The 23,458-nt window shown below is 35.9% G+C and carries 25 protein-coding genes; 1 reads left to right on the top strand and 24 read right to left on the bottom strand.

Features of this window, described 5'->3' with window-relative positions; genetic code table 11:
• Positions 1 to 72: 72 nt before the first annotated feature.
• The 13 genes from MKX45_RS05350 to MKX45_RS05290 form a co-directional block, all read right to left on the bottom strand.
• Complete coding sequence (locus MKX45_RS05350; RefSeq protein ID WP_011835555.1) at positions 73 to 327, bottom strand: metal-sensitive transcriptional regulator; 255 nt, start codon at positions 325 to 327, stop codon at positions 73 to 75.
• 26 nt (positions 328 to 353) lie between these two features.
• A complete protein-coding gene (locus MKX45_RS05345) occupies positions 354 to 1,997 on the bottom strand; it encodes an FAD-dependent oxidoreductase (protein WP_128267713.1) in 1,644 nt (547 codons plus the stop codon).
• Positions 1,994 to 2,302, bottom strand: a complete 309-nt coding sequence (locus MKX45_RS05340; RefSeq protein WP_057720453.1) for a rhodanese-like domain-containing protein — start codon at positions 2,300 to 2,302, stop codon at positions 1,994 to 1,996. Before MKX45_RS05340 ends, MKX45_RS05345 begins: the two co-directional genes overlap by 4 nt.
• A 10-nt stretch (positions 2,303 to 2,312) precedes the next feature.
• Positions 2,313 to 2,615, bottom strand: coding sequence for a rhodanese-like domain-containing protein (locus MKX45_RS05335; protein WP_015426101.1), 303 nt, complete (start codon positions 2,613 to 2,615; stop codon positions 2,313 to 2,315).
• 132 nt (positions 2,616 to 2,747) lie between these two features.
• Positions 2,748 to 2,987: a CsbD family protein gene (locus MKX45_RS05330; protein WP_003132523.1), complete on the bottom strand. Its 240-nt coding sequence runs from the start codon at positions 2,985 to 2,987 to the stop codon at positions 2,748 to 2,750.
• A 230-nt stretch (positions 2,988 to 3,217) separates the two neighbouring features.
• The gene (gene cysK / locus MKX45_RS05325; protein WP_057720454.1) at positions 3,218 to 4,138 is read right to left on the bottom strand and encodes a cysteine synthase A; all 921 of its coding nucleotides are present in this window, start codon (positions 4,136 to 4,138) and stop codon (positions 3,218 to 3,220) included.
• Positions 4,139 to 4,352: 214 nt separating this feature from the next.
• On the bottom strand, positions 4,353 to 5,495 hold the full coding sequence (locus MKX45_RS05320; protein WP_057720455.1) for a cystathionine gamma-synthase: 1,143 nt from the start codon (positions 5,493 to 5,495) through the stop codon (positions 4,353 to 4,355).
• 113 nt (positions 5,496 to 5,608) lie between these two features.
• Complete coding sequence (locus MKX45_RS05315) at positions 5,609 to 6,400, bottom strand: Cof-type HAD-IIB family hydrolase (RefSeq protein WP_340816884.1); 792 nt, start codon at positions 6,398 to 6,400, stop codon at positions 5,609 to 5,611.
• A gap of 44 nt (positions 6,401 to 6,444) precedes the next feature.
• Entirely contained in the window at positions 6,445 to 7,752 is a 1,308-nt protein-coding gene (locus MKX45_RS05310) for a PTS sugar transporter subunit IIC (protein ID WP_057720457.1), read from the bottom strand.
• Complete coding sequence (locus MKX45_RS05305) at positions 7,733 to 8,899, bottom strand: glycoside hydrolase family 9 protein (RefSeq protein ID WP_227149816.1); 1,167 nt, start codon at positions 8,897 to 8,899, stop codon at positions 7,733 to 7,735. The genes MKX45_RS05310 and MKX45_RS05305 overlap by 20 nt, the downstream gene beginning before the upstream one ends.
• A gap of 66 nt (positions 8,900 to 8,965) precedes the next feature.
• Positions 8,966 to 10,126 (bottom strand): cellulase N-terminal Ig-like domain-containing protein, encoded by a 1,161-nt coding sequence (locus MKX45_RS05300; RefSeq protein ID WP_340816883.1) that lies wholly within the window; start codon positions 10,124 to 10,126, stop codon positions 8,966 to 8,968.
• A 30-nt stretch (positions 10,127 to 10,156) separates the two neighbouring features.
• The gene (locus MKX45_RS05295; RefSeq protein WP_057720458.1) at positions 10,157 to 11,116 is read right to left on the bottom strand and encodes an ROK family protein; all 960 of its coding nucleotides are present in this window, start codon (positions 11,114 to 11,116) and stop codon (positions 10,157 to 10,159) included.
• Between the two features lie 19 nt (positions 11,117 to 11,135).
• Positions 11,136 to 12,215, bottom strand: a complete 1,080-nt coding sequence (locus tag MKX45_RS05290; protein WP_015426093.1) for an SIS domain-containing protein — start codon at positions 12,213 to 12,215, stop codon at positions 11,136 to 11,138.
• 181 nt (positions 12,216 to 12,396) lie between these two features.
• Between MKX45_RS05290 and MKX45_RS05285 the strand changes: the two genes are divergently transcribed.
• Positions 12,397 to 13,443 (top strand): LacI family DNA-binding transcriptional regulator, encoded by a 1,047-nt coding sequence (locus MKX45_RS05285; RefSeq protein WP_057720459.1) that lies wholly within the window; start codon positions 12,397 to 12,399, stop codon positions 13,441 to 13,443.
• A 37-nt stretch (positions 13,444 to 13,480) separates the two neighbouring features.
• On the opposite strand, the gene accA is transcribed toward MKX45_RS05285, so the two are convergent.
• The 11 genes from accA to MKX45_RS05230 all read right to left on the bottom strand — a co-directional run bounded on the left by accA (position 13,481) and on the right by MKX45_RS05230 (position 23,113).
• Positions 13,481 to 14,275 (bottom strand): acetyl-CoA carboxylase carboxyl transferase subunit alpha, encoded by a 795-nt coding sequence (gene accA, locus MKX45_RS05280; protein ID WP_057720460.1) that lies wholly within the window; start codon positions 14,273 to 14,275, stop codon positions 13,481 to 13,483.
• Positions 14,268 to 15,134, bottom strand: a complete 867-nt coding sequence (gene accD, locus MKX45_RS05275; RefSeq protein ID WP_023188861.1) for an acetyl-CoA carboxylase, carboxyltransferase subunit beta — start codon at positions 15,132 to 15,134, stop codon at positions 14,268 to 14,270. The genes accA and accD overlap by 8 nt, the downstream gene beginning before the upstream one ends.
• A gap of 85 nt (positions 15,135 to 15,219) precedes the next feature.
• On the bottom strand, positions 15,220 to 16,587 hold the full coding sequence (gene accC / locus MKX45_RS05270; protein WP_003132515.1) for an acetyl-CoA carboxylase biotin carboxylase subunit: 1,368 nt from the start codon (positions 16,585 to 16,587) through the stop codon (positions 15,220 to 15,222).
• Positions 16,588 to 16,980: 393 nt separating this feature from the next.
• Positions 16,981 to 17,415 (bottom strand): 3-hydroxyacyl-ACP dehydratase FabZ, encoded by a 435-nt coding sequence (gene fabZ / locus MKX45_RS05265; protein WP_003132511.1) that lies wholly within the window; start codon positions 17,413 to 17,415, stop codon positions 16,981 to 16,983.
• A gap of 126 nt (positions 17,416 to 17,541) precedes the next feature.
• Complete coding sequence (gene accB, locus MKX45_RS05260) at positions 17,542 to 18,009, bottom strand: acetyl-CoA carboxylase biotin carboxyl carrier protein (protein WP_057720461.1); 468 nt, start codon at positions 18,007 to 18,009, stop codon at positions 17,542 to 17,544.
• A 6-nt stretch (positions 18,010 to 18,015) separates the two neighbouring features.
• Positions 18,016 to 19,245, bottom strand: a complete 1,230-nt coding sequence (gene fabF / locus MKX45_RS05255; protein ID WP_011835565.1) for a beta-ketoacyl-ACP synthase II — start codon at positions 19,243 to 19,245, stop codon at positions 18,016 to 18,018.
• 40 nt (positions 19,246 to 19,285) lie between these two features.
• On the bottom strand, positions 19,286 to 20,017 hold the full coding sequence (gene fabG, locus MKX45_RS05250; RefSeq protein ID WP_012897456.1) for a 3-oxoacyl-[acyl-carrier-protein] reductase: 732 nt from the start codon (positions 20,015 to 20,017) through the stop codon (positions 19,286 to 19,288).
• Positions 20,018 to 20,102: 85 nt separating this feature from the next.
• On the bottom strand, positions 20,103 to 21,029 hold the full coding sequence (gene fabD, locus MKX45_RS05245; protein ID WP_128267709.1) for an ACP S-malonyltransferase: 927 nt from the start codon (positions 21,027 to 21,029) through the stop codon (positions 20,103 to 20,105).
• 279 nt (positions 21,030 to 21,308) lie between these two features.
• Entirely contained in the window at positions 21,309 to 21,530 is a 222-nt protein-coding gene (locus MKX45_RS05240) for an acyl carrier protein (protein WP_003132501.1), read from the bottom strand.
• Between the two features lie 165 nt (positions 21,531 to 21,695).
• Positions 21,696 to 22,673 (bottom strand): beta-ketoacyl-ACP synthase III, encoded by a 978-nt coding sequence (locus tag MKX45_RS05235; protein WP_340816882.1) that lies wholly within the window; start codon positions 22,671 to 22,673, stop codon positions 21,696 to 21,698.
• Positions 22,673 to 23,113: a MarR family winged helix-turn-helix transcriptional regulator gene (locus tag MKX45_RS05230; RefSeq protein ID WP_003132498.1), complete on the bottom strand. Its 441-nt coding sequence runs from the start codon at positions 23,111 to 23,113 to the stop codon at positions 22,673 to 22,675. The genes MKX45_RS05235 and MKX45_RS05230 overlap by 1 nt, the downstream gene beginning before the upstream one ends.
• Positions 23,114 to 23,458 lie beyond the last annotated feature (345 nt).

The following is a 23,458-nucleotide window of genomic DNA, read 5'->3' as shown; positions in this document are numbered from 1 at the left end:
ATCCTCCTTATACTTTAATTTTATTATAGCATATTAAAAAGGGATTTTTTGGTCCAATTTTCTATGAAAAATCTATTTTTTAATGATTAATTTTATAGCTTGTTCGAGTTTTTCTTCCTTGTCAGTCACTTCTTTGTCCAGTAAAAGTTCTTTGAGATTCTCAGCTACGATTAGACCAATCAGGCTATCTAAGCTAGAGCGAACAGCGGTTAATTGAGTCACAACATCAATACATTCCTCTCCAGATTCCATCATCTTAAGTATTCCTGTGAGTTGTCCTGTCGCTCGTTTCAAGCGATTTTCCATTTTTTTGTCATATTTTTTCATCAGTCATCCTTTTCTTGTTTCGCTCCCTAATCAAGTAATTCCTTGGTAACTTTGCTGTATAATCCAAAGGCACCATCCAAATTTTTCACTTTGTAGCCCTCTTGTTTTAGAATACGTTCTGCATTGTAAGAGCGAAGTCCTGACTGGCAGCTAACAATATATTCAGTCTTTTTATCGAGTTCATTTAGCCGCTCACGTAAGTCATCAAGCGGAATATTTTGAGAATTTTTAAATTTCCCTTTCGCCAACTCATTTGGATTTCTCACATCAAGTAAGACTTTCCCTTTTGCTAATTCAGCTGCAAGTTCATGCCACTGAATATTTTCTGATTGCCCTAAGAGAAGGTTTGTTGCGGCATAGCCAGCCATATTTACTGGGTCCTTGGCTGAACCAAAAGGAGGGGCATAGGTCAATTCCAATTCTGGTAAATCAAAAACGGTTAGTTTTGCTTTGATAGCCGTAGATAAAATATCAATTCTTTTATCTACTCCTTCTTTACCAATTGCTTGCGCACCAAATATTTGTCCACTTTCTGGTTCAAAAATTAATTTCAAAACAATAGAAGTTGCATCTGGATAATATCCCGCATGATTATTTGCTGTGACATGAACAATTTTATGATTAATCTTTAAACCTCTAAGCTGAAACTCAGAAAGGCCTGTACTTGCCACTTGCAAATCAAAAACACGGACAATCGCCGTTCCAAGTGAACCGCGATTTTTAACTGGTAATCCACTAATGATATCAGCTACCTGACGCCCTTGACGATTAGCTGGAGAAGCCAATGAAATTAAAGCATCCTGCCCTAATTGATTTTTGACAACAATGGCATCGCCTACTGCGTAAATATCCTTAACCGATGTTTCATAATGTTCGTCAACAAGAATTGCATTTCTTAGTCCTAATTTGATGCCCGCACTTTTAGCTAGACTTGTTTCTGGCTGAATTCCCACAGAAAGAATCGTTAAATCCGATTGCAGACTTTCACCATTATCTAGCAAAATTTGGTCATTTTTAAATTCGACAGCTCCTCTATTTGTCATTACTGAAAGATTATTTTTAATTAATTCTTCATTGACAAAAGCTGCCATTTCGCGATCAATGGTTGGTAAAACATGTGGTGCTTTTTCGACGATTGTGACACTTAACCCTCGTTTAGCAAGATTTTCAGCCATTTCTAAGCCGATAAAACCAGCACCAATAATTGTCGCACTTTGAGGAGCTTTGGCTTTCAAATAGGCCATTATTTTATCCACATCAGGAATATTTCGTAAGCTAAAAACATTTGTCACTTGGTCTAAACCTTTGATTTGTGGAATTAAGGGTTTGGCCCCTGGTGAAAGAATCAGTTTATCATAGCTTTCAACATAGCTTTCACCATTTGAAACTACAGTCATTTTCTTTCCTTCACTATCAATCGCAGTAACTTTGGAATTTTCGCGCACCTCTAAGTTAAAACGTTTTTTTAGAACTTGAGCAGATTGAACAATTAACTTTTCTCGCTCTGCAATTTCTCCCCCCACATAGTAAGGTAAGCCACAATTGGCAAATGAAACGTAAGGACCTTTTTCAAAAACGATAATTTCTGCATTTTCGTTAAGACGTCGCAAACGGGTTGCAGCTGACATTCCACCCGCAACACCGCCAACAATTAATATTTTTTCTGTCATTTTTTAATTTTTCCTCTCCAAGCTCGCATTCCTCCATTTACGTTTGTTACATCATAATTAGCTTTGTTTAATATTTTGTAGGCCATTTTTGACCGCATTCCCGACTGACAAATCAATAAATACTTTTTGTTTTTGGCTAGAACATGTTCTCCCAATTTACTTAAAGGGATATTTCGAGCACCTCTTATATGTCCATTTTGAAATTCATGAGCTTCTCTTACATCAATTAATTGTGTTCCTTTTTTTAATTCAGTACTTACTTCTGCTGGACTGATACTTTTTATTTTCTTAAAAAATTCAAACATTGTTCTCTCTCTAAAATCTGTCAGTAAATTCTAAGGGGCCATTCCAAGCAATGGTACCGTCTGAAATATTTATAGTATCAATTCCTTTTGTCGAAAGATACTGACAGGCCCTAGCTGAACGAGCACCTGACTGACAGATGAGATAAGTTCCGTCAGTAATTTCTGCATATCTTTCTTCTAGTTGACTCAATGGAATATTTTTGGCATTAGGAACATGACCACTATTATATTCAAAATCTTCTCTTACATCTACAATTACTGGATTTTCACTTTCTGTCAGTAATTCTAATTCACTTATGTCAATTGTTTGCATTTTTCACCTCTTGATTATTTGATTTATAATAATTATATACCCCCAAGGGTATATAAGTCAAGTTTATTATTTCCAAATGAAAAAACCTAAGTTTTAAATCACTTAGGTTTTGCTTAATTTTGAGAAATTCAATTATTTCTCGTTTTTATGTTTGACAGAGTCAACCGTATCATTAAATTTTTCTGCAACATCTTCAGCTAGGTCAGAAGCTTTGTCTTTAATATTTTCCAAGCCTTCTTTAGCTTTTCCCATAAGTCCTTCTGTTTTACCTTTAGCTTCTAGTTTTTCATCACCAGTTACTTTACCTGTGGTTTCTTTAACTTTTCCACTTACTTTATCTTTTGTTGCATCAAGTTTGTCATTTAAAGCCATTTTAAATCCTCCTAGTAATTGCGATTTTTTCTTTTATTATCATGAAAGTTTCATGATAATTTGTTAGAAAAACTAAATCAGTTAAATTTGTCAATCATTGACTGACAAAAGCGAATCTACGATTTCCCCTCCTTTGTTCTCTTCTTAATCTATTCTCATTCTAACATCCGTAGCAAAAAAAGTACAGAAAACTGCTCATAAGACTAAAAAAACTTGGAAAATTCCAAGTTTTAATAATCATAGAGTTCTGTTGAAAGATAGCGCTCACCATTGTCAGCACAAAGAGCGAGAACTTTTTTACCTTTACTAAGTTTTTTTGCCAATTCATAAGCTGCCCAAATTGCTGCGCCAGAAGATATACCTACTAAAAACCCTTCACTTTTGCCAATTTTTCGTGCGGTATCTAAAGCATCATCACTTGTCACATCAATTACTCCATCATAAGCTTCCGTATCTAAATTTGGTGACATAAATGGAATACCAATTCCTTGAATGCGGTGTGGGCCGCTCTCACCTCCTGTTAAAATTGGTGATTCTGCCGGTTCGACAACAAAAGTTTTGATTTTAGAATTTTGACTTTTAAGATAGTGAGAAACACCAGAAATTGTCCCCCCAGTGCCTGCACAAGCAACAAATGCGTCCAGTCCATTTTCACCAAATGCTTCAATTATCTCTGGACCAGTCGTTAATTCATGGGCTTTTAAATTAGCTGGATTTTCAAATTGCATTGGCATAAACCAACCATTTTCTTCAACTAATTTTTGACCTAAATCAATGGCAGCTTTGATGCCATCAGCTGCTGGAGTCAAAATCAATTCTGCTCCATAAGCTTGAATAAGCTGACGACGCTCTTTTGAATAACTATCAGGCATGATAATAACCACATTATAGCCTAAAGCTGCACCAGCCATGGCAAGTCCAATTCCTGTGTTCCCAGAGGTAGGTTCAACAATCGTTCCTCCCTTTTTTAAGCGACCATCTGCTTCGGCTTGCCGAATCATTTGTAAAGCAATCCGGTCTTTAACTGAACCTCCAGGATTAAAATATTCAAGTTTTAGATAAATTTCTGCTCCATTTTCTGGACCATTTTTTAGTTTGATAATTGGACTATTTCCAACTAATTCAGTAATATTTTCAACAATTTTTACCATAATTAATTCCTAAATTACTGACAGCTTTGTGTCAGTTCAAGTCAACCAAATGAGCGCTTGAGGCGGGAGATAGATGAATTGTATGCACTTCTGTCAGTAAATTACTTTCAATTTCTACTGTCTAATTTTTCTGTCAGTTCAACAGGACCAATGTGAGCTGTTAAAGCGAGGGAGAAAGGAGTCGTAAGCTTTGCTTACAAGTCTGTCAGTAAAATTATTTTTTTTCAAATGCATTTTCGATATCTGTCAGTAAATCTTCAATTGCTTCAGCCCCTACTGATAGACGAATTAGGCCATCCTTAATCCCAATTTCTTCACGAAGTTCTTTTGGAATAGAAGCATGAGTCATCACTGCTGGCACTTCAATTAAAGATTCAACGCCACCTAGTGATTCAGCCAACGTAAAATAGCTCAAGTTTTCAACAAAATCTTTGACGGCATTTTCATCCGTTAATTCAAATGAAATCATCCCTCCAAAGGCAGACATTTGTTTTTTAGCAATTTCATGCCCCGGGTGGCTATTAAGACCCGGATAATAAACTTTTGAGACGGCTTTAGAAGTTTCTAAAAACTCAGCAATTTTTTGAGCATTTGCCGAATGAGCCTCCATCCGAAGCGCAAGTGTTTTAATACCTCTTTGCACTAACCAGCTGTCTTGTGGTCCAAGAACTGCTCCAATTGAATTTTGTAAAAAGCCAATTTCGCTGGCGAGTTCTTTTGAATTGGTTGTGACTAGTCCTGCTACTACATCTGAATGTCCACCTAAATATTTCGTTGCGGAATGCAAAACAATATCAGCTCCTAAAGCAATTGGTTGTTGTAAATATGGTGTCGCAAAGGTATTATCCACCAGTGTTAAGGCATCATGAGCTTTAGCAATTGCTGAAATTTCCTTAATGTCCAAAACTTTTAATAAAGGATTTGAAGGAGTTTCAAAATAAACAGCTTTCGTTTCTTCCTTAAAAGCTGCTTTCAAGTCATCAAGATTACTCAAATCAACTAAATCATAAATAATCCCTGTCTTTGTCAGCACTTTATCCATCAAACGGAAAGTTCCACCATAAACATCATCAGCTAAAATGATATGATCTCCTGCAGAAAAAAGCGAAAGAACCGCATGAATTCCAGCAAGTCCTGAACTAAATGCAAATCCTTGAACACCACCTTCTAAATCTGCAATTAATTCTTCCAAGGCATGACGCGTTGGATTTCCAGAACGTGAATATTCGTATTCTTTAGGTTGTCCAAGTCCGTTTTGTTTATAAGTTGACGTTTGATAAATCGGAACAGATACTGCTCCTGTTGTCTTGTCTGTTGAAATACCACCATGAATTACTTTCGTTTTTAAACTTGTCATTGGCCCTTTTCTTTCTATTTTATTTTCTCTAATACAAAAATAACATGAAAGTTAAAAAGTCGCCATAAGAATATCCTATGGCAGACTTAATATTTTTTATGATAGCCTGAAATTTACTGACTACTTAAAAAGTTAAGAAAATGACTAATTCCGCTTTCTAGATTAGACAAAGTTTCATAAGTTGCTTCTTTTTTAACAAGTTCTGAGGCATTCCCCATCGCCACCGAATAATGAACCTGCCCAAACATTTCAAGGTCATTCATTCCATCACCAAAGGCCACTGTATCTTTTTTATTCACTGCATAATAATCTTGTAAAGCCGAAATAGCTGTCGCTTTTGTGACTGATTTGGGAGTCAATTCAAGATTATTTAGAGCCGATGAAGAAACTGACAAATTTTTTGAGGCTCTCAATTCATGTTTTATTTCTGCTAAAACTTCAAAATTATCCTCGGAAATAATGATTCCATTAATAATTCGATTGGAAAAATTCTGTAAATCATTTAGACTAGAAATTTTGATAAATTCTCTTTCTCCTTCTGAAACTAATCTTCCTTTATCTTCATTTTTGAAGTAATCCGGCAAATCTTTGCTATAAAAAGTTTCTGATAAACCAAAGAAAAATAAGGAAAGATTTTTTCTCTGACAAATTTCAAATGCTTCAATTAAGGCTTCAAGATTCAATGGATTTTTTATTAAATTCTGGTCACAATCATAAACGCAACCGTTTGAAGCGATCACTTTTACCTCTGGATGCAGACTTTCTGCAACAACTCTTGCTGGCTCATATTTTCTCCCTGTAGCAAGATATACAAGCGTCCCCTGGTCAATCACTTGATGAATACTTCTTTTATCAAAGTCTGATATTTTCATCTCTGAATCCACCAAAGTTCCATCAATATCCATAAAAATCATTCGTGGAATAATAATTCTCCCTAATCTTTTTATTACTAATTTTCTGTAAGACCTGTGTCTTTTTGCGCCAGTTTGTTAGAGAAGACAACAAATGGCATATAAACTAAAACACCAAGCACAATAATGATAAATTGCACAATTGAACCACGAATGTCACCAGCAGTTGCTAAATAACCAGAAATCAAAGGAGGAGTCACCCAAGGAATTGAAATATAAGTTGGTGAAACAAAATGCAGACTCGTTGCAAAATAGGCGATCACTGTCGATAACAAAGGAACCAGACAAAACGGAATTGCATAAACTGGATTAAACACAATTGGTAAACCAAACATCATTGGTTCACTGATATTAAACAAACTTGCAACGCCACCAATTTCTGCCATTGTTCGTTCATCTTTACGTTTTGAGAAAATAAAGAGGGCAATCACAAGACAAATCATTGTACCACCGCCACCCATATAAACATAGGCATCAAGGAAAGGTTGAGTAACAATATTAGGTGCTGTATGACCAGCTTGAATTGCATCAATATTTTGTTGCAAACTTGTCAATAAAACAGGGCCAGAAATTGCTCCAAAAACATAAGCACCATGAATTCCGAGAACAAATACAAAAGTTGATAATAAAACATAGAGTAGAATTCCAGGAAGCGATTGGAAACCACCAACTAAAGGGGCTTGCAAGAATTTCACAATAAGTTCTGGTACAGAAGAACCACTCAAACTACTGATTGTTTCTTCAACAATTGCAAAAATCGTTATGACTAGAATTGCCGGAATCAGTTTATTAAATGAATTTTCAATTGCTGACGGAACGCTTTCGGGCATTTTAATCTTTAATTTTTGATTTTGTGAGAACTTACAAAGTAAAGTCACACCCACTAGAGCCGCAATAATTCCTAAAAGCATTGTTGTCGCACTTGTGTATGTTTGGGTCAATGTTCCTGTGGCCTGAAAAGTTTTCCCACCCACACTCAAAACACTGACAGAGTTTGGAATTAATGTAATATAGCAAGCAATGGCCACAATTCCTTCTAAAGCCCCATCTGTACCATAAGTCTTTGCCAAATGATAACCAATTTGGAAAGTTATCATTAAGCCTAAAATCCCTAAAGTCCCATTGTAGCCCTGAATACAGACATTTGAAATAAAATCTCTACCAGGAATTCCTCTCAATAGACCTGTTGTTTTCTCCAATAGTAGATTATTGATTAATACAAAGATTGCGGCGGTAATCGTAATAGGAATTGTAGAAGCAAATGCATCACGAATCGCTGCAATATAACGATTTGCTGAAATTTTTCCAGCAAGTTGACTTAATTGTTCAACCGATAACTTTTTCATATTCTTCCTCTTCAAGTAATTTTGATACTAAAGTAAACCATTTTCCAGCTAAACCAACCCAAACTTCCTTATAGGTTGCATTATTAAACTGAGGCCAATAAGGAGCATCTTCATTCTCAAAGGTCTGTACTCCTACAGGCATTTCGCCAACTATTTCTCCTGATGATACGGTATACATTTCAGGAAATTGATGTCCCTCACCAAACATCATGGATTGTCCAAATGGATTTTTTCCTATCAACCACTCCATTTGCTGATAGGCGATTTCTGTCAGTGATTTATCTGCCAATATTTTTCCTAATATAGCAGCACTTTCAGCCATTGACAATACTATTGCATTATTTCCTCTAAATGAGAACCAAACTGGAAATCGCTTAATATAATAATTTTCTGCAATTTGCTCGCCCGCCACCAATTGCTCCTGAAACTCAATTTTTGCTTCTGGGCCCACTAGTAAATGTTGCTTATCAAAAGATTCCTTATCTTGCCACTCATTTTTTTCATAAATACCACTAGCAATCATTGGATAAGGAGCCGTGAAGTTCATTAGATATTTCAGGTAATCACCATAATTACTGATAGCAGCTAGTAATTTTACTGACAGACTTTTGTCAGTCACTATTTTTTGTGCTTCTGCCAAAGCATAAGCATAAAGATGTTCTCTTGCCTGATGATTGAAATGTTGAAAAACTTTTTTCTCTTCATCCCGGTAAAACATCCCTTTTAGTAAACTTCCGTCAAAAAGTGAAATCCCCTCATTTTCCTGACAATCTAACAAATCTTCAAGCTTTTGCTCAACAAAAAGCTGATAATCAACTTTGTCAGTAATTTGATAAAGTAATGCAGCCGTCCATATCATAGTCGCTAAATAAGTACTTTTAGAGGTTGAATAAGTATGCTCCCAGCTGATGGGCTCATGTTTAAATGGAGCTTTTTCAAATTCTGTCAGTGCATCTTCGTAATCTATTTCTAAAATTGAAGAAATTTTTTCTCTCAAGTCAGCTTCTGCTGATAAAGCTAGATATATTTTTGCTAAAATGCCTGTAATCAGAAAATTATCATAAGGACTATTATGCACGCGCGCTCTAGCATCATCCATTGAACCAATTTGATTATCCGTCCAACGACTGACACCAGCACTTGTCACACGATAGCCATTTCCCAGTCTAGTTTTAAAAATTAAAAATAAAATCTAAACCCCATTCTCCTTCTTCTAAAAGTCTGGCATGTAAGACTGGGTCACTTTTTTTACTTTTGCTGCTAATTCGAAAATTCCTAAAGTTACTTCTGCTGACTGAACCAGTTGCTGTGAAAGGTCTCCCGCATCATGCCAACCTCCATTGAAAATAATTTTTCTGTCATTAAATTCAGAAAAAACATCTTGATGACAAGTCCCATGAATGCCAGAAACAGGACAACCACAGCGTTCACAAAAGACAAAATTCAAACTTTTCCATAAAGAAGTTTTTAATAAATTTTCATAATCATCAATTTTGAATATTTTTGTTTTTAAATCTCCAACTTGTAGAAAATATTGACCTTTTATTTTGTAATCTGAAAAATCTGCAACCGCATAAGTTCCAACAGTCTTATCAAACTTTTGAAAATGTCCTTTATAAATAACTTCGGAATTTTTTTCATCAATGAGAAGAAATTTTTCACCTATCAATTCACTATGAGCAATGACTGTTTTAGTCGATTCCTTTGGATATCCAATATGAGAATAACTTAAATTATTTTTTAAAATCTGCCAACCTTTTACATTTGAGTTTTCTTGATTAGTTTCTAAAAAGATCTTTTCAACAACTATATCCCAGTCAGCCGGTAAATCCATGTAAGAACCATTGGCATTAAATGTAATTTCAAGTTTACTTATGGCATCTCTTGAAAGATTACTTATATCCAATCGATACTCTCTGGTCTGTTTATTTTCTAAATTGATGACATGATGACCTTCTCGGTCATATTTATCTGGAACTTTTATTTTTCCATCATTAGTAAAACTAACCGTGATTGATGGATTGATAATATTTTTACAATGACTAGTCACCACTAATTTTAATTGATTAAAAGTTTCCCAGTTCTCATTTACAAAAGTTCTTTTAGCACCAATCATTCCAAATGATGTATAATCACCGTCTTGTGGCCAATCTGCCGGATAAGTTTCAAATCGTGCCGGACTTTTTAAATGAATCAAAGAACTATCTTTGACAAAATTCCCTCGACCTACTTGCTCCCACTCTCCTAAAATCGGAACTTGTTGAAGAATCTTTTCTTTTTTTAGACTCTCACTTTCAAAACTCTCTTCTTTATTGACAGCTAAGGGCTTGTGGAGATTATGACTTGCCAATAAATCTTGATAAAACTTTTTCATATTTACCTCATTATTTTCCTATTAATGAATTTATTTAGCTTCTTTTGCAACTCTCTTTTGAAAAGCATGAACCGCACAACCTTTTAGAGCAATCAAGGCTGGGTCAATTTCTGTTTGCCGAACTCCTTGCGTCACAAAACGCATTGTATTAGCATTGAGTTTTTCAATCACTAACTTAAAAAACAAATCATTGTTAATCAATCCTCCACCTAAAACCACCGCCTCTGGGTCCGAAGTTCTGACCAAATTCATAATAAGTTCAGCAACTCCTTTAGTAGCTTGTTGAACGACTTGGCTGGCTAGTGGGTCATTTTTTTGAAAAGCATTTATTATCTCTTCTCCACTTACACGTTCATGATCGGTAATTTTCAATTGACTTGGAAATTGTTTTTTCAAACGATGGACTTCTTTACTCATACCTAGACCTGAAGCAAATGTTTCCACACAATCAATTCGACCACAGACACATCTTACATTATTATTTATTCCAACCAAACTATGACCAATTTCTCCAGCATTAAAATGTCCACCTTTTAGCAATTGACCAGCAGCAATTACTCGACCAGCAATTCCAGTTCCAATATTCAAATAAATAAAATCCTTTGTTTTTTTACCAATTCCCAAATTCATTTCTGCAAGGCTGGCACTTGAAACATCATTATTAATGACGACTGGCAACTTAAATTGTTGACTAATTACGTCTGCTAAGGGAATTTCGTTCGCATTTTCTGGGTGGATTTCATACCAAATTCCTTTTTCGGAATCAACTCGTCCCACTAAATCAATGCTGATGGCTATCAGTTCTCCTTGCAAAGTTTCATTTTCTAAATATGAGCCAATCACTTCTTTTATTTGTTCAAGAGCTTCAACTTGAGAAGCCACCTTTGAAGGATAAACTTTACTTTCCAAAATATTTCCTTCTTGGTCCAGTTCTCCAATGAGAATCTTAGTTCCACCAAGGTCCACCCCTAAGACCGTTTCTTTTTTCATTATTTCCCCTTTATTTTGACTAAGCGTAATCGCCAGCCTTAGTTTTACTCTTCATCGCCAGACCAAAATCAGTATAAATTCTCTGACCTAAATTATTTCCCTTCATCTCAGCAATGTGATGTGCCAAAATTTGAAAAGGAATAATCATAAAAAGCCCCGCTTTATACTCATCAATTTCTAGCTCTAATCCAAGTTCACGGTCATCATGACTTTTATTTAAGCTAATCGTATAAACTTGTCCAACATATTTTTCTTCATAATCTCTTAAGTTAAAGAGCCTTTGATTCATTGGCGAATTACTGTCAATATAAAATTGTTGATGATTTGAATTAACTTCAAAATAAGGACCGTGCATAAAAACTTCAATATCCATTCCTTGACTAGGAAGGCGAATAGTTTCAGAAAATTTTGTTTGCATTTCCATCGCAGTTCCAATCAAAGCCCCTGTACATAAAGAGGTGAAACGCTGAGCCTTCATCAACTCATTTGACCATTTTTCAAAAAAGTTTTCTGTTTTTTCAATGATTTCAGAAATCTTATCAATCGCTTTTGCAAAAGTCGTCAATTCTTTTTCTTCTTCTTGGTCACTGATTAGCCCTCTAGCTTTGGCAGTTTTTAGAGCAGTCAACATCAATTTAAAGACCGTTGCGCTAAAACCTTTAGTGACATAGCCAACACGTTCTATTCCATTTTCAATATCAATCACTTCATCAACCACTTGGGCAAGCTCACTTTCCCTTTTGCTCGTTAATCCATAAATCGTAAGCTCAGGTTTCATCTTTTCTATCGCTTTTAGAGCATCAATGGTTGAAGTGCTTTCGCCACTTTGAGAAATACCGATAACGTTATCAGTTTCTTCTTTTAATTTTTCATAATAATGAAATTTAAATGGTTCTTCTATTCTTAAATAAACGTCTAAGATATTTTCAATATAATATTTTGCACTGTAAGCTGCATTAATACTTGAACCAGTAGCCAAAACCAACCAATCATTGCCCTTGATAACTGGACAATTATCAGGATAGTTTTTTAGTATGTTGGATAATACCTCTTGTTCTTCCATGATATAGGTCATCATTGACGGTTTATTCTCTTCCACTCGCTAACCCCTTTTTTAATTTTTATTTTCGGTAACGTTTCCATAAATTTATTATAATTCATCTTAAAGAGGATGTCAAGGATTTTTTGTAAACGTTTTTATTTTAATGAATTGACTAATCCAATAAAATAATTGATAATAGAGAATAGATAATAAAAGTGATAAAAAGATTGGTCAATAAATGAAAAAAATAACGATTAAAGATATTGCCAAAATGGCTGGTGTTTCTGTCAGTACAGTTTCCAGAGCGATAAATAATGATAGTGAAGTTTCCGAAAAAACAAAGAAAAAAATTGATAAAATTGTCTTAGAAACTAATTATCACCCAAGTATGTTAGCACGGGGGATGGTTTCTAAAAAAACCAATATGCTGGCAATACTTGTTTCAGATATAACCAATCCTTATTTCAATCAACTCGTCGCTGAGCTTGATAGTCAGCTTATTGACAAAGGTTATACTCTTTCTTTATTTGACACTCAAACTGCAAATCGTATTCAGGACAAAAAAAATAGACTGACCGAGGTCAGTATTTTTAAGCAAATTCAAGAAAACAATTTTGATGCAGTCTTAATTTTAGGAGGGTTATTGGATGAAAGCAATATTAATCCTGACTATCAAGCTGATCTTACCAATTTAGCCAAAGAAATCCCTCTTATTCTGCTTGGTCGTGATTTAACTCATCTGTCAGACAATATTTTCTCTCTAAAACGGGACCAGCGAACACCTACTCAGCTCCTTGTTTCTCATATGATTCAAAAAGGTTATCAGAAATTAGCTTTCATTGGTGGCTCAGTCAGCACATGGATGACTCACGAAAGAACAGATAGTTTTCGAGAAATTTTAGCTGAAAATCATTTACCTATTGATGAAAAAAGAATTATTAATAATAATTTTTATGCTAAAGATGGATATGAAGCTGTGACTCGGTTAATTAATTCAAAAGTTGATTTTGATGGAATTGTGGCAATTAATGACCGTGTCGCTCAGGGTGCACTCCGGGCGTTGAAAGATTTTTCAATTAGTCCACAGTTAAAAGGGGTCGCTTCTTGTGAATATTTCCCAGATAGCGACTTTCACATCCCACGAATTACTTCTGTTGACCATAAAATTCCTGAACTTGGCGAAAAAGCAGTTCATTTACTCTTTGAAGTCTTGGATAATGAGTCAATTAATAGTGAGAATCTAGCTTTTCCCATTCCTAAATTAATTATTGGTGAATCTTGTTAATTGAAAAATAAAAAAAACGAAGGACATCCTTCGTTTTTTAATATTTTCTAAATCTTTCGTAGCGTTGTTCTGCCAATTCTGTTTCTGTCAGTAATGACAATTCACTAAGTGATTCTGTCAGTTGTCTCTTGAGGTTATCAATCAGATTCTCCTCAGAAATAACAGCATCAACAAGCCCCATTTCCAAAAGATGTGGCGCTGTAATTTTCATCAATTCAGCCGCTTCATCACGACGTGAACCATCTTTCCAGAGAATCGTCGCAAAACCTTCTGGAGAAAGTACTGAATAAACAGCATTTTCTAAAATATATACTTTATTGGCAAGTGCAAGAGCTAATGCTCCTCCTGAACCACCTTCACCTGTGATGAAAGCAATAATCGGAACTTTAAGGTCAGACATTTCCAAAAGGTTTCTAGCAATTGCTTCACCTTGTCCACGTTCTTCTGCTTCAATTCCTGGATAAGCACCAGCTGTATTGATAAACGTAATGACTGGACGCCCAAACTTTTCAGCTTGCTTCATCAGTCTTAAGGCTTTACGATAGCCATTCGGACTTGGTTGTCCAAAATTAGTAGCTAAATTTTCAGCAAGGTTACGTCCTTTTTGAATTCCAATAACGGTCACAGCTTGATTATTGAAGCGAGCAATTCCGCCGACAATCGCTTCGTCATCTGTTAACTGACGGTCGCCGTGTAATTCAAAGAAATCAGTGAAAACTTTGTCAATAATATCTCTTGCCGAAATTCTGTCAGCCGCTCGTGCTTCATTAATAATGTCAGCAATATTTTTTTGTGAAACTTCACCTGTCAGTGAATCAATTGTTTCAGACATTTTCCACCTCCGTATGAAGTTCTAAAAGAAGTGCCAATTTTTGACGTAATTCAGTCCGCTTAACAATCGCATCAACAAAACCATGATTCAAAAGAAATTCAGCTTTTTGGAAATCATCAGGTAAAGTTTGACGGACGGTTTGTTCGATGACACGACGTCCAGCAAAACCAATTAAAGATTGGGGTTCAGCTAAAATAATATCTCCCAGACTGGCGAATGAAGCTGTCACTCCTCCAGTTGTTGGGTCAGTTAAAACTGTAATATAAAAAAGTCCTGCATTTGAATGACGTTTCACAGCAGCCGAAGTTTTGGCCATTTGCATCAATGACATAATTCCTTCTTGCATTCTTGCACCACCTGATGCCGTAAAAACAATAATCGGCAATTTTTCGGTAGTTGCATATTCAAATAAGCGTGTCAATTTTTCACCAACAACAGTTCCCATTGAAGCCATGATAAAAGTCGAATCCATAATTGCCAAAGCCGTTTTTTTCCCTTTAATTGTGGCCGTCCCAGTCATAACTGCCTCATCAAGACCAGTCCGTGCTTTTGTTGCCGCCAATTTTTCAGGATAACCTGGAAAATCCAAGGGATTTTTGCTTTCGATTCCAGTGAACATTTCAACAAAAGAATCTTTGTCAGCAACAATTGCTAACCGTTCTTTGGCTGTAATTCGGAAATTGTAATCACAATTAGGACAAACTTTATTTTTTCCTAAATCTTTTTGATAAATCGTATGTTTACAAGCAGGACATTTGGCAAAAAGTTCATCAGGAACTTCTGGCTGCTCGGCTTGCTTTTCAATAATGGAACGATTTGGATTAATTTTAATGTATTTTTTCTTTTGGAAAAGAGCCATCTTTGCATCCTTTTCTCATTTTTTTATAAATTTTACTGACAGATGAATTGTAAGCCATCTGACAATTCTGTCACTAATCTATTGATTAATCTTCTTTTTGATATTCTGGTAAGAAAACATTTCCTAAGAAGCTTGTATCATAATCTCCTGCCACAACATGTGGGTCAGAAATTAATTCTAGTTGGAAATCAACATTTGTAATGACCCCTTCAACGTCAAATTCAAGAAGGGCGCGTTGCATTTTCATCAGTGCTTCAAAACGATTTTCACCATGAACAATGACTTTAGCAATCATACTATCATAATATGGCGGAATGCTGTAACCACTGTACATAGCGCTATCAACCCGCAAACCAACTCCACCACTTGGCAAGAAAAGATTAGTAATTTTTCCTGGACTTGGTGCAAAATTAAATTTAGGATTTTCAGCATTAATTCGACATTCAATCGCATGTCCACTAAAAGTCACATCTTCTTGCTTGACAGACAATTCATTGCCATTGGCTACACGAATCTGTTCTTTTACAATATCAACACCTGATACAAACTCTGTGACCGGATGTTCAACTTGAACACGTGTGTTCATTTCCATGAAATAAAACTTACCAGAAGATTCATCAAGTAAGAACTCAATGGTTCCCGCATTCTCATAAGAAACATGCTGAGCTGCTTTAACAGCCGCAGCTGTTATTTCATTTCGTAAAGTGTGTCCAATTGCAACTGACGGAGATTCTTCAAGAACTTTTTGATTATTTCTTTGCAATGAACAATCACGTTCACCAAGATGAATCACATTTCCTTGACTATCTCCTAAGATTTGAACCTCAATATGACGCGCTGGGAAAATCATTCGTTCGATGAACATGGCTCCATTACCGAAAGCAGCTTGTGCTTCCGCTTGTGCTGCCTCAAATGCTGGAACAAGTTCCTCAACATTATTAACCTTACGAATTCCTTTACCACCACCACCAGCTGATGCTTTAAGCATGATTGGATAGCCAATTTCTTCAGCAATTTTTACTGCTTCATCAGTGGTATGAACTTCACCCTCAGAACCCGGTGTTACAGGAACACCAGCTTTAATCATTTCTGCACGAGCATTGATTTTATCACCCATCATATCCATAACTTTTGCTGACGGACCGATAAATTTAATATTCATTTCTTCACAAAGACGAGCAAATTTTGAATTCTCAGAAAGGAATCCAAAACCTGGGTGAATCGCTTGTGCGCCTGTTGCCACAGCAGCTGACAGAATGTTATTCATATTAAGATAAGACTCGGTACTTCTAGCTGGGCCCACACAAATTGCTTCGTCAGCTAAATGAACATGTAAAGCATCGCGGTCTGCAGTTGAATAAATGGCAACTGTACCCACTCCTAATTCACGAGCTGCACGAATAATTCTTACAGCAATTTCGCCACGATTGGCAATCAAAATTTTATTAAACATAGATGTTCTCCATATGGGAAAATACCCCGAGCTTTTGCTCAATGGGTGTTTTGAAAGGAATGATAAAAAAGAAAGTCATTCCCAACAAAACAATTTTTTGATAAATAAAAATAAGTCCGAATTTACCATAAGTAAAAAATCTTATGGTTAAAATAAATTTTTGTTTCTTAATCATAAAAAATATGATTATTTTTAAATGAAGATGAGCTATTTACCTAAGGCAGGACACAACCTGACATCTTCGATATCAGGTCACCTTGACCGTCTTTAATCCATACTCGCTACATCGCTAAAGCGATTAGTCGTAATGGTTATAAGCCTATCTCCACTTCGTTTCGCTGTCCGTTTTCTCTACTTGCTAAAGCAAGTGATAAAAAGGCAAGTACTAAAGCACTAACGCCCTAAGGCAAAAGTCAAAGTTCCTTTAGCTGCCAATTTTCCATCAACAGTTGCTTCTGCTTCAACAACTGCAATTGGACCACGACGTTTGATAAATTTAGCATGTAAGACCAATTGATCTCCGGGAGTGACTTGTTTTTTGTACTTAACATTGTCCATTCCCGCATAAAAAACAAGTTTTCCTTTGTTTTCAGGTTTAGATAATTCTAAAACACCAGCCGCTTGTGCGAGAGCTTCCATAATCAAAACCCCTGGCATTACTGGATATTGTGGAAAATGTCCTTGGAAAAATTCTTCATTAATCGTCACATTTTTAATTGCTGTAATTTCATCCTCAGCAATATCAATCACACGATCGACTAATAGAAATGGATAACGATGAGGCAAAGCCTCCATAATTTCAGTTACATTAATGTTTACTTCAGTCATTTATTCTCACTTTTCTTTTAGAGATTCACTGACAGAACTTGTCAGTAAATTCTCTGGCACCTAAACCAGAGCTGTCAGTAACTTTTACATCAAAGATAAACTGACAGAGCTTTGTCAGTAATTTTTTTATTTGATTCTCATCAAATCTTGACCAAATTCAACGACATCTTCTCCAGAAACCATAATTTCCGTGATAACTCCATCTTTTGGTGCAGGAATTTCATTCATTACTTTCATTGCTTCAATAATAAGCAAAGTTTGACCTTTTTTAACTGAATCACCAACTTTGGCAAATTCAGCCTTATCTGGTGAAGGTTTAAGATAGGCCACACCCACTAATGGAGAAGTAACTGCTTCACCCTCAGCTTCAACAGCCGCTTCACTTGCTACGGGCACTTCGGTACTTTCTACAACTGGCGTTGCTTGTTGAGCTGTAAATGCAGCTGCAGTAGGTGCAGTACTTTGAGCTCCAACAAGGGCTTGACCTTCATTTTTAGAAAATGATAATTCACCATCAGCATTTTTCCAAGAAAATTCACGTAAAGTAGAACCATTGAATTGGTTCATCAAATCTTTTACTTCTGAAATGTTCATTTTTATTTACTCTCCAGTCCATTTCTTGAATGCCAATACAGCATTGTGTCCACCGAAACCAAAGTCTTGCGACAATGCAAGATTAATATCAGCAGGTTTACCTTCACCAAGAACAACATTAATTGTCATTCCTTCATCAAGTTCAGTTGTTCCAGCATTTACTGGTGCATATTGATTCAAAAGTGCTTGAACAGTCGCCACTGCTTCAATTGCACCTGTTGCACCAAGTGCATGTCCGTGCAATGCTTTTGTAGATGAAACATAAGCTTTATCGCCAATTACATTGTGAATTGCTTTGCTTTCAGTTTCTTCATTGGCATGTGTTGAAGTTCCGTGTGCATTAACGTAATCAACATCAGCTGGACTTGCACCAGCTTCTTCCAAAGCCAATTTAATCGCATTTTCAGCACCCACTCCTGAAGGAGTTGTCATATGGAAAGCATCATTTGTATTTCCGTATCCAACAATCTCAGCCAAGATATTAGCGCCACGAGCTTGTGCATGTTCAAGGCTTTCCAAAATCAATACACCAGAACCTTCACCCATTACAAATCCAGAACGATTTTTATCAAATGGAATACATGCTTTTTCAGGGTCAGTTTCTTTAGTCAAAGCAGTCAAGTTAGCAAAACCTGCAATTCCAAGTTCACAAATAGCCGCTTCAGCACCACCAGCAATCATTGCATCAGCGTAACCATGTTTGATTTCACGGAAAGCTGAACCAATTGAATTAGCACCAGCCGCACAAGCCGTTACTTCAGCACGCGAAACCCCACGAGCACCTGTACGTAAAGCAACGTTACCAGTTGCCATATTAGCAATAGCAAGTGGAACGTAGAGTGGTGCTACCCCTTTACGAGGTCCTTTAGCGACAATTGCTTGTGAATTTTTTTGTGATTGTTCAAGTCCACCAATCCCAGAAGCCATGATACAGCCCAAACGGTCAAAATTAGTATTTTCTTCTGTAATACCAGACATTTCCATTGCATCAAGTGCTGCATAAACCGCATAAAGTGAGAAAGTATCCATGCGTCGTGCATCTTTTTTCTGGAAATATTTATCAAATGGAAATTCTTTTACTTCTGCTGCAACAGAAATCCCTGTTGCTTCAGCATCAAAGTGAGTGATTGGACCAATTCCAGTTTTACCAGCTTTAAGATTGTTCCAAAATTCTTCTGGGCTATTTCCAATTGCACTAACTACACCATAACCAGTGATAACAACTCTATTTGTCATATTTTTATCCTCTTAATTTTAAAATTTATCAATGAATAATTTACATTGAAACTCCACCATCAATGGTAAGTACTTGTCCAGTCATATATTCTTGTTCAGCCAAGAATTGAGTTGCTGTTGCAATTTCTTCAGGCATTCCAAAACGTTTCATTGGAATTTGCCCTTTCATTGCATCTTTAACTTTATCAGAAAGAACTTCAGTCATATCTGATTCTATAAATCCTGGAGCCACAGCATTGACACGAACATTTCGTGCCGCAACTTCTCTAGCAATTGATTTTGTCAAACCAATAAGTCCTGCTTTTGAAGCGGCATAATTTGCTTGCCCAGCATTTCCCATAAGTCCAACAACTGATGAGATATTAATAATTGCTCCAGAACGAGCTCTGGTCATCGGTTTCAATACAGCCTGTGTCATATTGAAAGCCCCAGTCAAGTTGATTTTAAGAACAGACTCAAAATCTTCTTCTGACATTTTCAAAGATAAACCATCACGAGTAATCCCTGCATTGTTTACCAAAATATCTACTGAACCAAGAGTTTCAATCGCTTCTGCAACCATTCGTTTTGCATCTTCTGATTTTGAAATATCACCAGAAATACCAATTGCTTTAACCCCATAGGCTGTAAATTCAGCTAATAATTCTTCTGAAATTGCTGAACGACCATTAATAATTAGATTAGAACCCGCTTTAGCAAATTGAAGCGCAATTGCTTTACCAATTCCACGTGTTGAACCAGTCACAAAGACATTTTTATTTTTAATTTCCATTATTTAAGATATGAACCTGCCTAAGAAGTTTTAGCACTTTAGTACTAAGATTTCAAAAGGACAAACTCAATTCCTTTCTTCAATTTTACTGATTAATCAAAGCTTCAAATGAAGCTAAATTTTCAACATTAGCAATTTCTGCATTTTTATCAATTTTTTTAATGAAACCTGAAAGTACTCTCCCAGGACCAACTTCAATAAAGCGAGTCGCCCCTAGTTTTTGCATTGTTTCAACAGATTCATAAAAACGAACTGGTTCCATGACTTGACGCGTCAAAAGTCCTTTGACTTCATCATTTTCCATTACTTTAGCACTCGTATTTGAGATTAATGGTAATTCAAAAGGTCTAAAATTAATTTTATCAAGTTCCAAAGCCAATTTTTCAGATGCTGGTTTTAAAATTGCTGTATGGAAAGGTCCTGAAACTTTTAATTCAATAAGTTTACGAACTCCGGCTTCTTTAAGTAATTCAACAGCATAGTCAACCGCCTCAACTTCACCACCAATAACAATTTGTGCGGGCGTGTTATAATTTGCTGGACTCACAATACCGCCTTTAAATTCGGCCGCTTTCTGGCAAATTTCTTCAATCAAGGCTGGGTCTGTGTTCATTACAGCGACCATTTTACCAGAACCAGTCGGTGCAGCTTCTGTCATATATTGACCACGTTTAGCTACAAGCTTAACTGCTTCTTGAAAATCAATGATTCCTGATGCTACCAAGGCAGAATATTCACCAAGACTAAGACCAGCAACAAGGTCAGGTTTAATTCCATTCTCACTTAACAAACGTAAAATAGCAACAGAGGTTGTTAAAATTGCAGGTTGAGTGTACTTTGTTTCATTTAGTTTTTCTTCATCATTATCAATCAAAGCTCGCAAATCATATCCTAAAGCTTGACTTGCTTCATCAAAAGTTGCTTTAACTGTTTCATATTGGTCATATAAGTCACGTGCCATTCCAAGCTTTTGTGCCCCTTGACCTGAGAATAAAAATGCTGTTTTAGTCATAATATATAGTAATCAACCTTTTGAATCAATGATTCAAAATCAGTCAATTTGAATTCCTCGTATTTTCTTTTATAAAGTTAATTATTAGTATTGTAAAATGTTTTTTACCTTAAAAAAAATGACATTCTTCAATATGAAAATTATAGGACAAGCTCAGTATATCATTACTGAGCCCCCTATACTAGAATTCTATTTTGAAAATAGAACTAGTCCAACGAAAAGAAGGGGCGAAATTCGCAAAAGAATCAACTCCTTTGCTCGCTTCACCCCCATCCCGAATTATTTGTTGTTTTCTACGTATTTAACGAGGTCAGCAACTGTTTTCATATCTGCTTCTGTATCAACTTCAACGTCGAATTCGTCTTCGATGTCATTGATGATTTGGAAAAGGTCAAGTGAATCAGCGTCGAGCTCTTCAAATGAAGTTTCGAGTGTTACTTCTTCTTTTTCTTTACCGAGTTCGTCAACGATAATATCTTGTACTTTTTCAAATACTGCCATAATTTTTTCTCCTTTAATTGAGTGAAAATATTTATATTATATCCGCAAAGCGGTTTATAACCATTAGTTAGTGAAGATTTTTTAAAATCTTATTGTGAGTCAAAGTTAGATGATAATGTGTTCTTATATAGACAACTTAAGAAAAACTTGCTAAACTTTGGACTCTTATAAATTAATAATTGTTGTACCCCAAGTGAGGCCACCGCCAAATCCTGTCAAGACGACTTTTGTTTGACCGTCCAAACTAAATATACCATTTTTTACGGATTCTGACAACAATATAGGGATACTTGCTGCCGATGTGTTACCATATTCTTGCATATTTTGAAGGAACTTTTGGCGCGTTACACCAAGCTTTTTAGCCATTTTATCAAGGATTCTTGAATTTGCTTGATGAAGGAGATAATAATCTACTTCTTCAGCAGACAAATTAGCTTTTTCTAAAGTTGCCTGGATATTTTTAGGAACATCACGTACGGCAAAATCAAAAATTGCTCGCCCTTCCATACTCAAGTTTGAACTTTCGTATGAAACAGAGGCAAATGGAGTTTGGATGTCAGCATAACTAGAAAGTAAACTGTTCCCACGACTTCCATCTGTTTGCATTTTTTCAGCAATAATCAGAGGTTGACTCGCGCCAGCTTCAATAAGCACACCAGCAGCTCCATCTCCGAAAAGAACAGCAGTTGATCGGTCTGACCAATCAATTACTTTTGAAAAGACTTCTGCGCCAATGACAAGCCCTCGTTGATATGCTCCTGAGGAAATTAATTTTTCCGCTGTTGATAGAGCAAAGACAAAGCCTGAACAAGCCGCAGTCAAATCGTAAGCAAAAGCATTAACTGCTCCTACTTGAGCTTGAACTCGTGCTGCGGTTGAAGGCATCAATGAGTCCGGAGTTACTGTAGCAACAATGATGAAGTCAATCGTTTCTGGGCTTAAATTTGAATCGCTAATCAACTGCTTAGCAACTTTAGCTGCTAAGTCTGAGGTGTTCTCTCCAGTTGAAATATGGCGATTTTTAATCCCTGTCCGACTGTAAATCCATTCATCATTTGTATCCATTATTTTGGATAAGTCATCATTAGATACCACATTTTCAGGCACATAGTGTGCCACTTGCGTAATTTTCGCAAAAGTCATTATTTCATATTCTCCAAAGAATCGTGTAAGGTTGCAAGTTCACCAGCCAATTTATTTTCAGTAGTTCCATAAACGCTATCAAATAGATTATCTGTAATCGTATGGAAAAATTCACGGTGAGTTGCACAAAGCTCATCACCCTTCGATGTCAGTATAATGTGAGTCACTCGTCTGTCCGCTGTAGAACGCTTGCGTTCGATATATCCCTTATCTTCTAATCGATTGAGGGTAATTGTAATTGTTGACAAGGCCAATTTTTGATTTTTGGCAATATCTGTCGCACGGCAAGTTCCTAGCGTATGAACCAGTGTCAAAATTTGTAATTCTTTTACTGTTACATCTGAATAAGCTGAGTCCTTTAAAAATTGCTCCTCTAATATCATAAAATCATGAAAGAGTTGAATCAGCCATTCATTTACCTTATCAAAATCTGTTTTCATCTGTCATCCTCTTCATTATTTAGATGTGAGTCCGACTTTAGACATTACGAAAAAAAAGAAATCGAAATCAATAAAATCCCTTATGAAATTTTATTATTACATTTAGATAGGGGATAAACTGATGCAAAAAAACATCATCAACTTACCCCCTGATTTATTATTCTATTTTTTCTTTCTCGCAAGATGAACTCAATTTGTTTTTATATTGCAAATGGTTTTCTGTATCAAATTATATTATTTTTTAGAATGATTTGCAAGTAATAATTTTTAGAAAACGTCATCATTGCTCAATTTTTATAAAAAATATTAGTTTCTGTCAGCAAAATTTGCCTTCCCAAACTACTG

This window comes from Lactococcus sp. FSL W8-0209, from assembly GCF_038006585.1.
In the GTDB taxonomy this organism is placed as follows: Bacteria; Bacillota; Bacilli; order Lactobacillales; family Streptococcaceae; genus Lactococcus; species Lactococcus lactis.
Note: the sequence above shows the minus strand (reverse complement) of the source record. Positions and strands in the feature narration are given on the sequence as shown.

What these genes read in the sequence shown, in the direction of transcription:
- accA (WP_057720460.1), bottom strand. Translation starts at nt 14,275, where the DNA reads ATGTCTGAAACAATTGATTCACTGACAGGTGAAGTTTCACAAAAAAAT.
- MKX45_RS05235 (WP_340816882.1), bottom strand. Translation starts at nt 22,673, where the DNA reads ATGACTTTTGCGAAAATTACGCAAGTGGCACACTATGTGCCTGAAAAT.
- fabZ (WP_003132511.1), bottom strand. Translation starts at nt 17,415, where the DNA reads ATGACTGAAGTAAACATTAATGTAACTGAAATTATGGAGGCTTTGCCT.
- fabG (WP_012897456.1), bottom strand. Translation starts at nt 20,017, where the DNA reads ATGGAAATTAAAAATAAAAATGTCTTTGTGACTGGTTCAACACGTGGA.
- MKX45_RS05295 (WP_057720458.1), bottom strand. Translation starts at nt 11,116, where the DNA reads ATGAAAAAAGAAACGGTCTTAGGGGTGGACCTTGGTGGAACTAAGATT.
- accB (WP_057720461.1), bottom strand. Translation starts at nt 18,009, where the DNA reads ATGAACATTTCAGAAGTAAAAGATTTGATGAACCAATTCAATGGTTCT.
- MKX45_RS05330 (WP_003132523.1), bottom strand. Translation starts at nt 2,987, where the DNA reads ATGGCTTTAAATGACAAACTTGATGCAACAAAAGATAAAGTAAGTGGA.
- cysK (WP_057720454.1), bottom strand. Translation starts at nt 4,138, where the DNA reads ATGGTAAAAATTGTTGAAAATATTACTGAATTAGTTGGAAATAGTCCA.
- fabD (WP_128267709.1), bottom strand. Translation starts at nt 21,029, where the DNA reads ATGACTAAAACAGCATTTTTATTCTCAGGTCAAGGGGCACAAAAGCTT.
- MKX45_RS05350 (WP_011835555.1), bottom strand. Translation starts at nt 327, where the DNA reads ATGAAAAAATATGACAAAAAAATGGAAAATCGCTTGAAACGAGCGACA.
- MKX45_RS05340 (WP_057720453.1), bottom strand. Translation starts at nt 2,302, where the DNA reads ATGTTTGAATTTTTTAAGAAAATAAAAAGTATCAGTCCAGCAGAAGTA.
- MKX45_RS05285 (WP_057720459.1), top strand. Translation starts at nt 12,397, where the DNA reads ATGAAAAAAATAACGATTAAAGATATTGCCAAAATGGCTGGTGTTTCT.
- MKX45_RS05320 (WP_057720455.1), bottom strand. Translation starts at nt 5,495, where the DNA reads ATGACAAGTTTAAAAACGAAAGTAATTCATGGTGGTATTTCAACAGAC.
- MKX45_RS05315 (WP_340816884.1), bottom strand. Translation starts at nt 6,400, where the DNA reads ATGGATATTGATGGAACTTTGGTGGATTCAGAGATGAAAATATCAGAC.
- accD (WP_023188861.1), bottom strand. Translation starts at nt 15,134, where the DNA reads ATGGCTCTTTTCCAAAAGAAAAAATACATTAAAATTAATCCAAATCGT.
- MKX45_RS05310 (WP_057720457.1), bottom strand. Translation starts at nt 7,752, where the DNA reads ATGAAAAAGTTATCGGTTGAACAATTAAGTCAACTTGCTGGAAAAATT.
- MKX45_RS05230 (WP_003132498.1), bottom strand. Translation starts at nt 23,113, where the DNA reads ATGAAAACAGATTTTGATAAGGTAAATGAATGGCTGATTCAACTCTTT.
- fabF (WP_011835565.1), bottom strand. Translation starts at nt 19,245, where the DNA reads ATGACAAATAGAGTTGTTATCACTGGTTATGGTGTAGTTAGTGCAATT.
- MKX45_RS05335 (WP_015426101.1), bottom strand. Translation starts at nt 2,615, where the DNA reads ATGCAAACAATTGACATAAGTGAATTAGAATTACTGACAGAAAGTGAA.
- MKX45_RS05240 (WP_003132501.1), bottom strand. Translation starts at nt 21,530, where the DNA reads ATGGCAGTATTTGAAAAAGTACAAGATATTATCGTTGACGAACTCGGT.
- accC (WP_003132515.1), bottom strand. Translation starts at nt 16,587, where the DNA reads ATGTTTAATAAAATTTTGATTGCCAATCGTGGCGAAATTGCTGTAAGA.
- MKX45_RS05345 (WP_128267713.1), bottom strand. Translation starts at nt 1,997, where the DNA reads ATGACAGAAAAAATATTAATTGTTGGCGGTGTTGCGGGTGGAATGTCA.
- MKX45_RS05300 (WP_340816883.1), bottom strand. Translation starts at nt 10,126, where the DNA reads ATGAAAAAGTTTTATCAAGATTTATTGGCAAGTCATAATCTCCACAAG.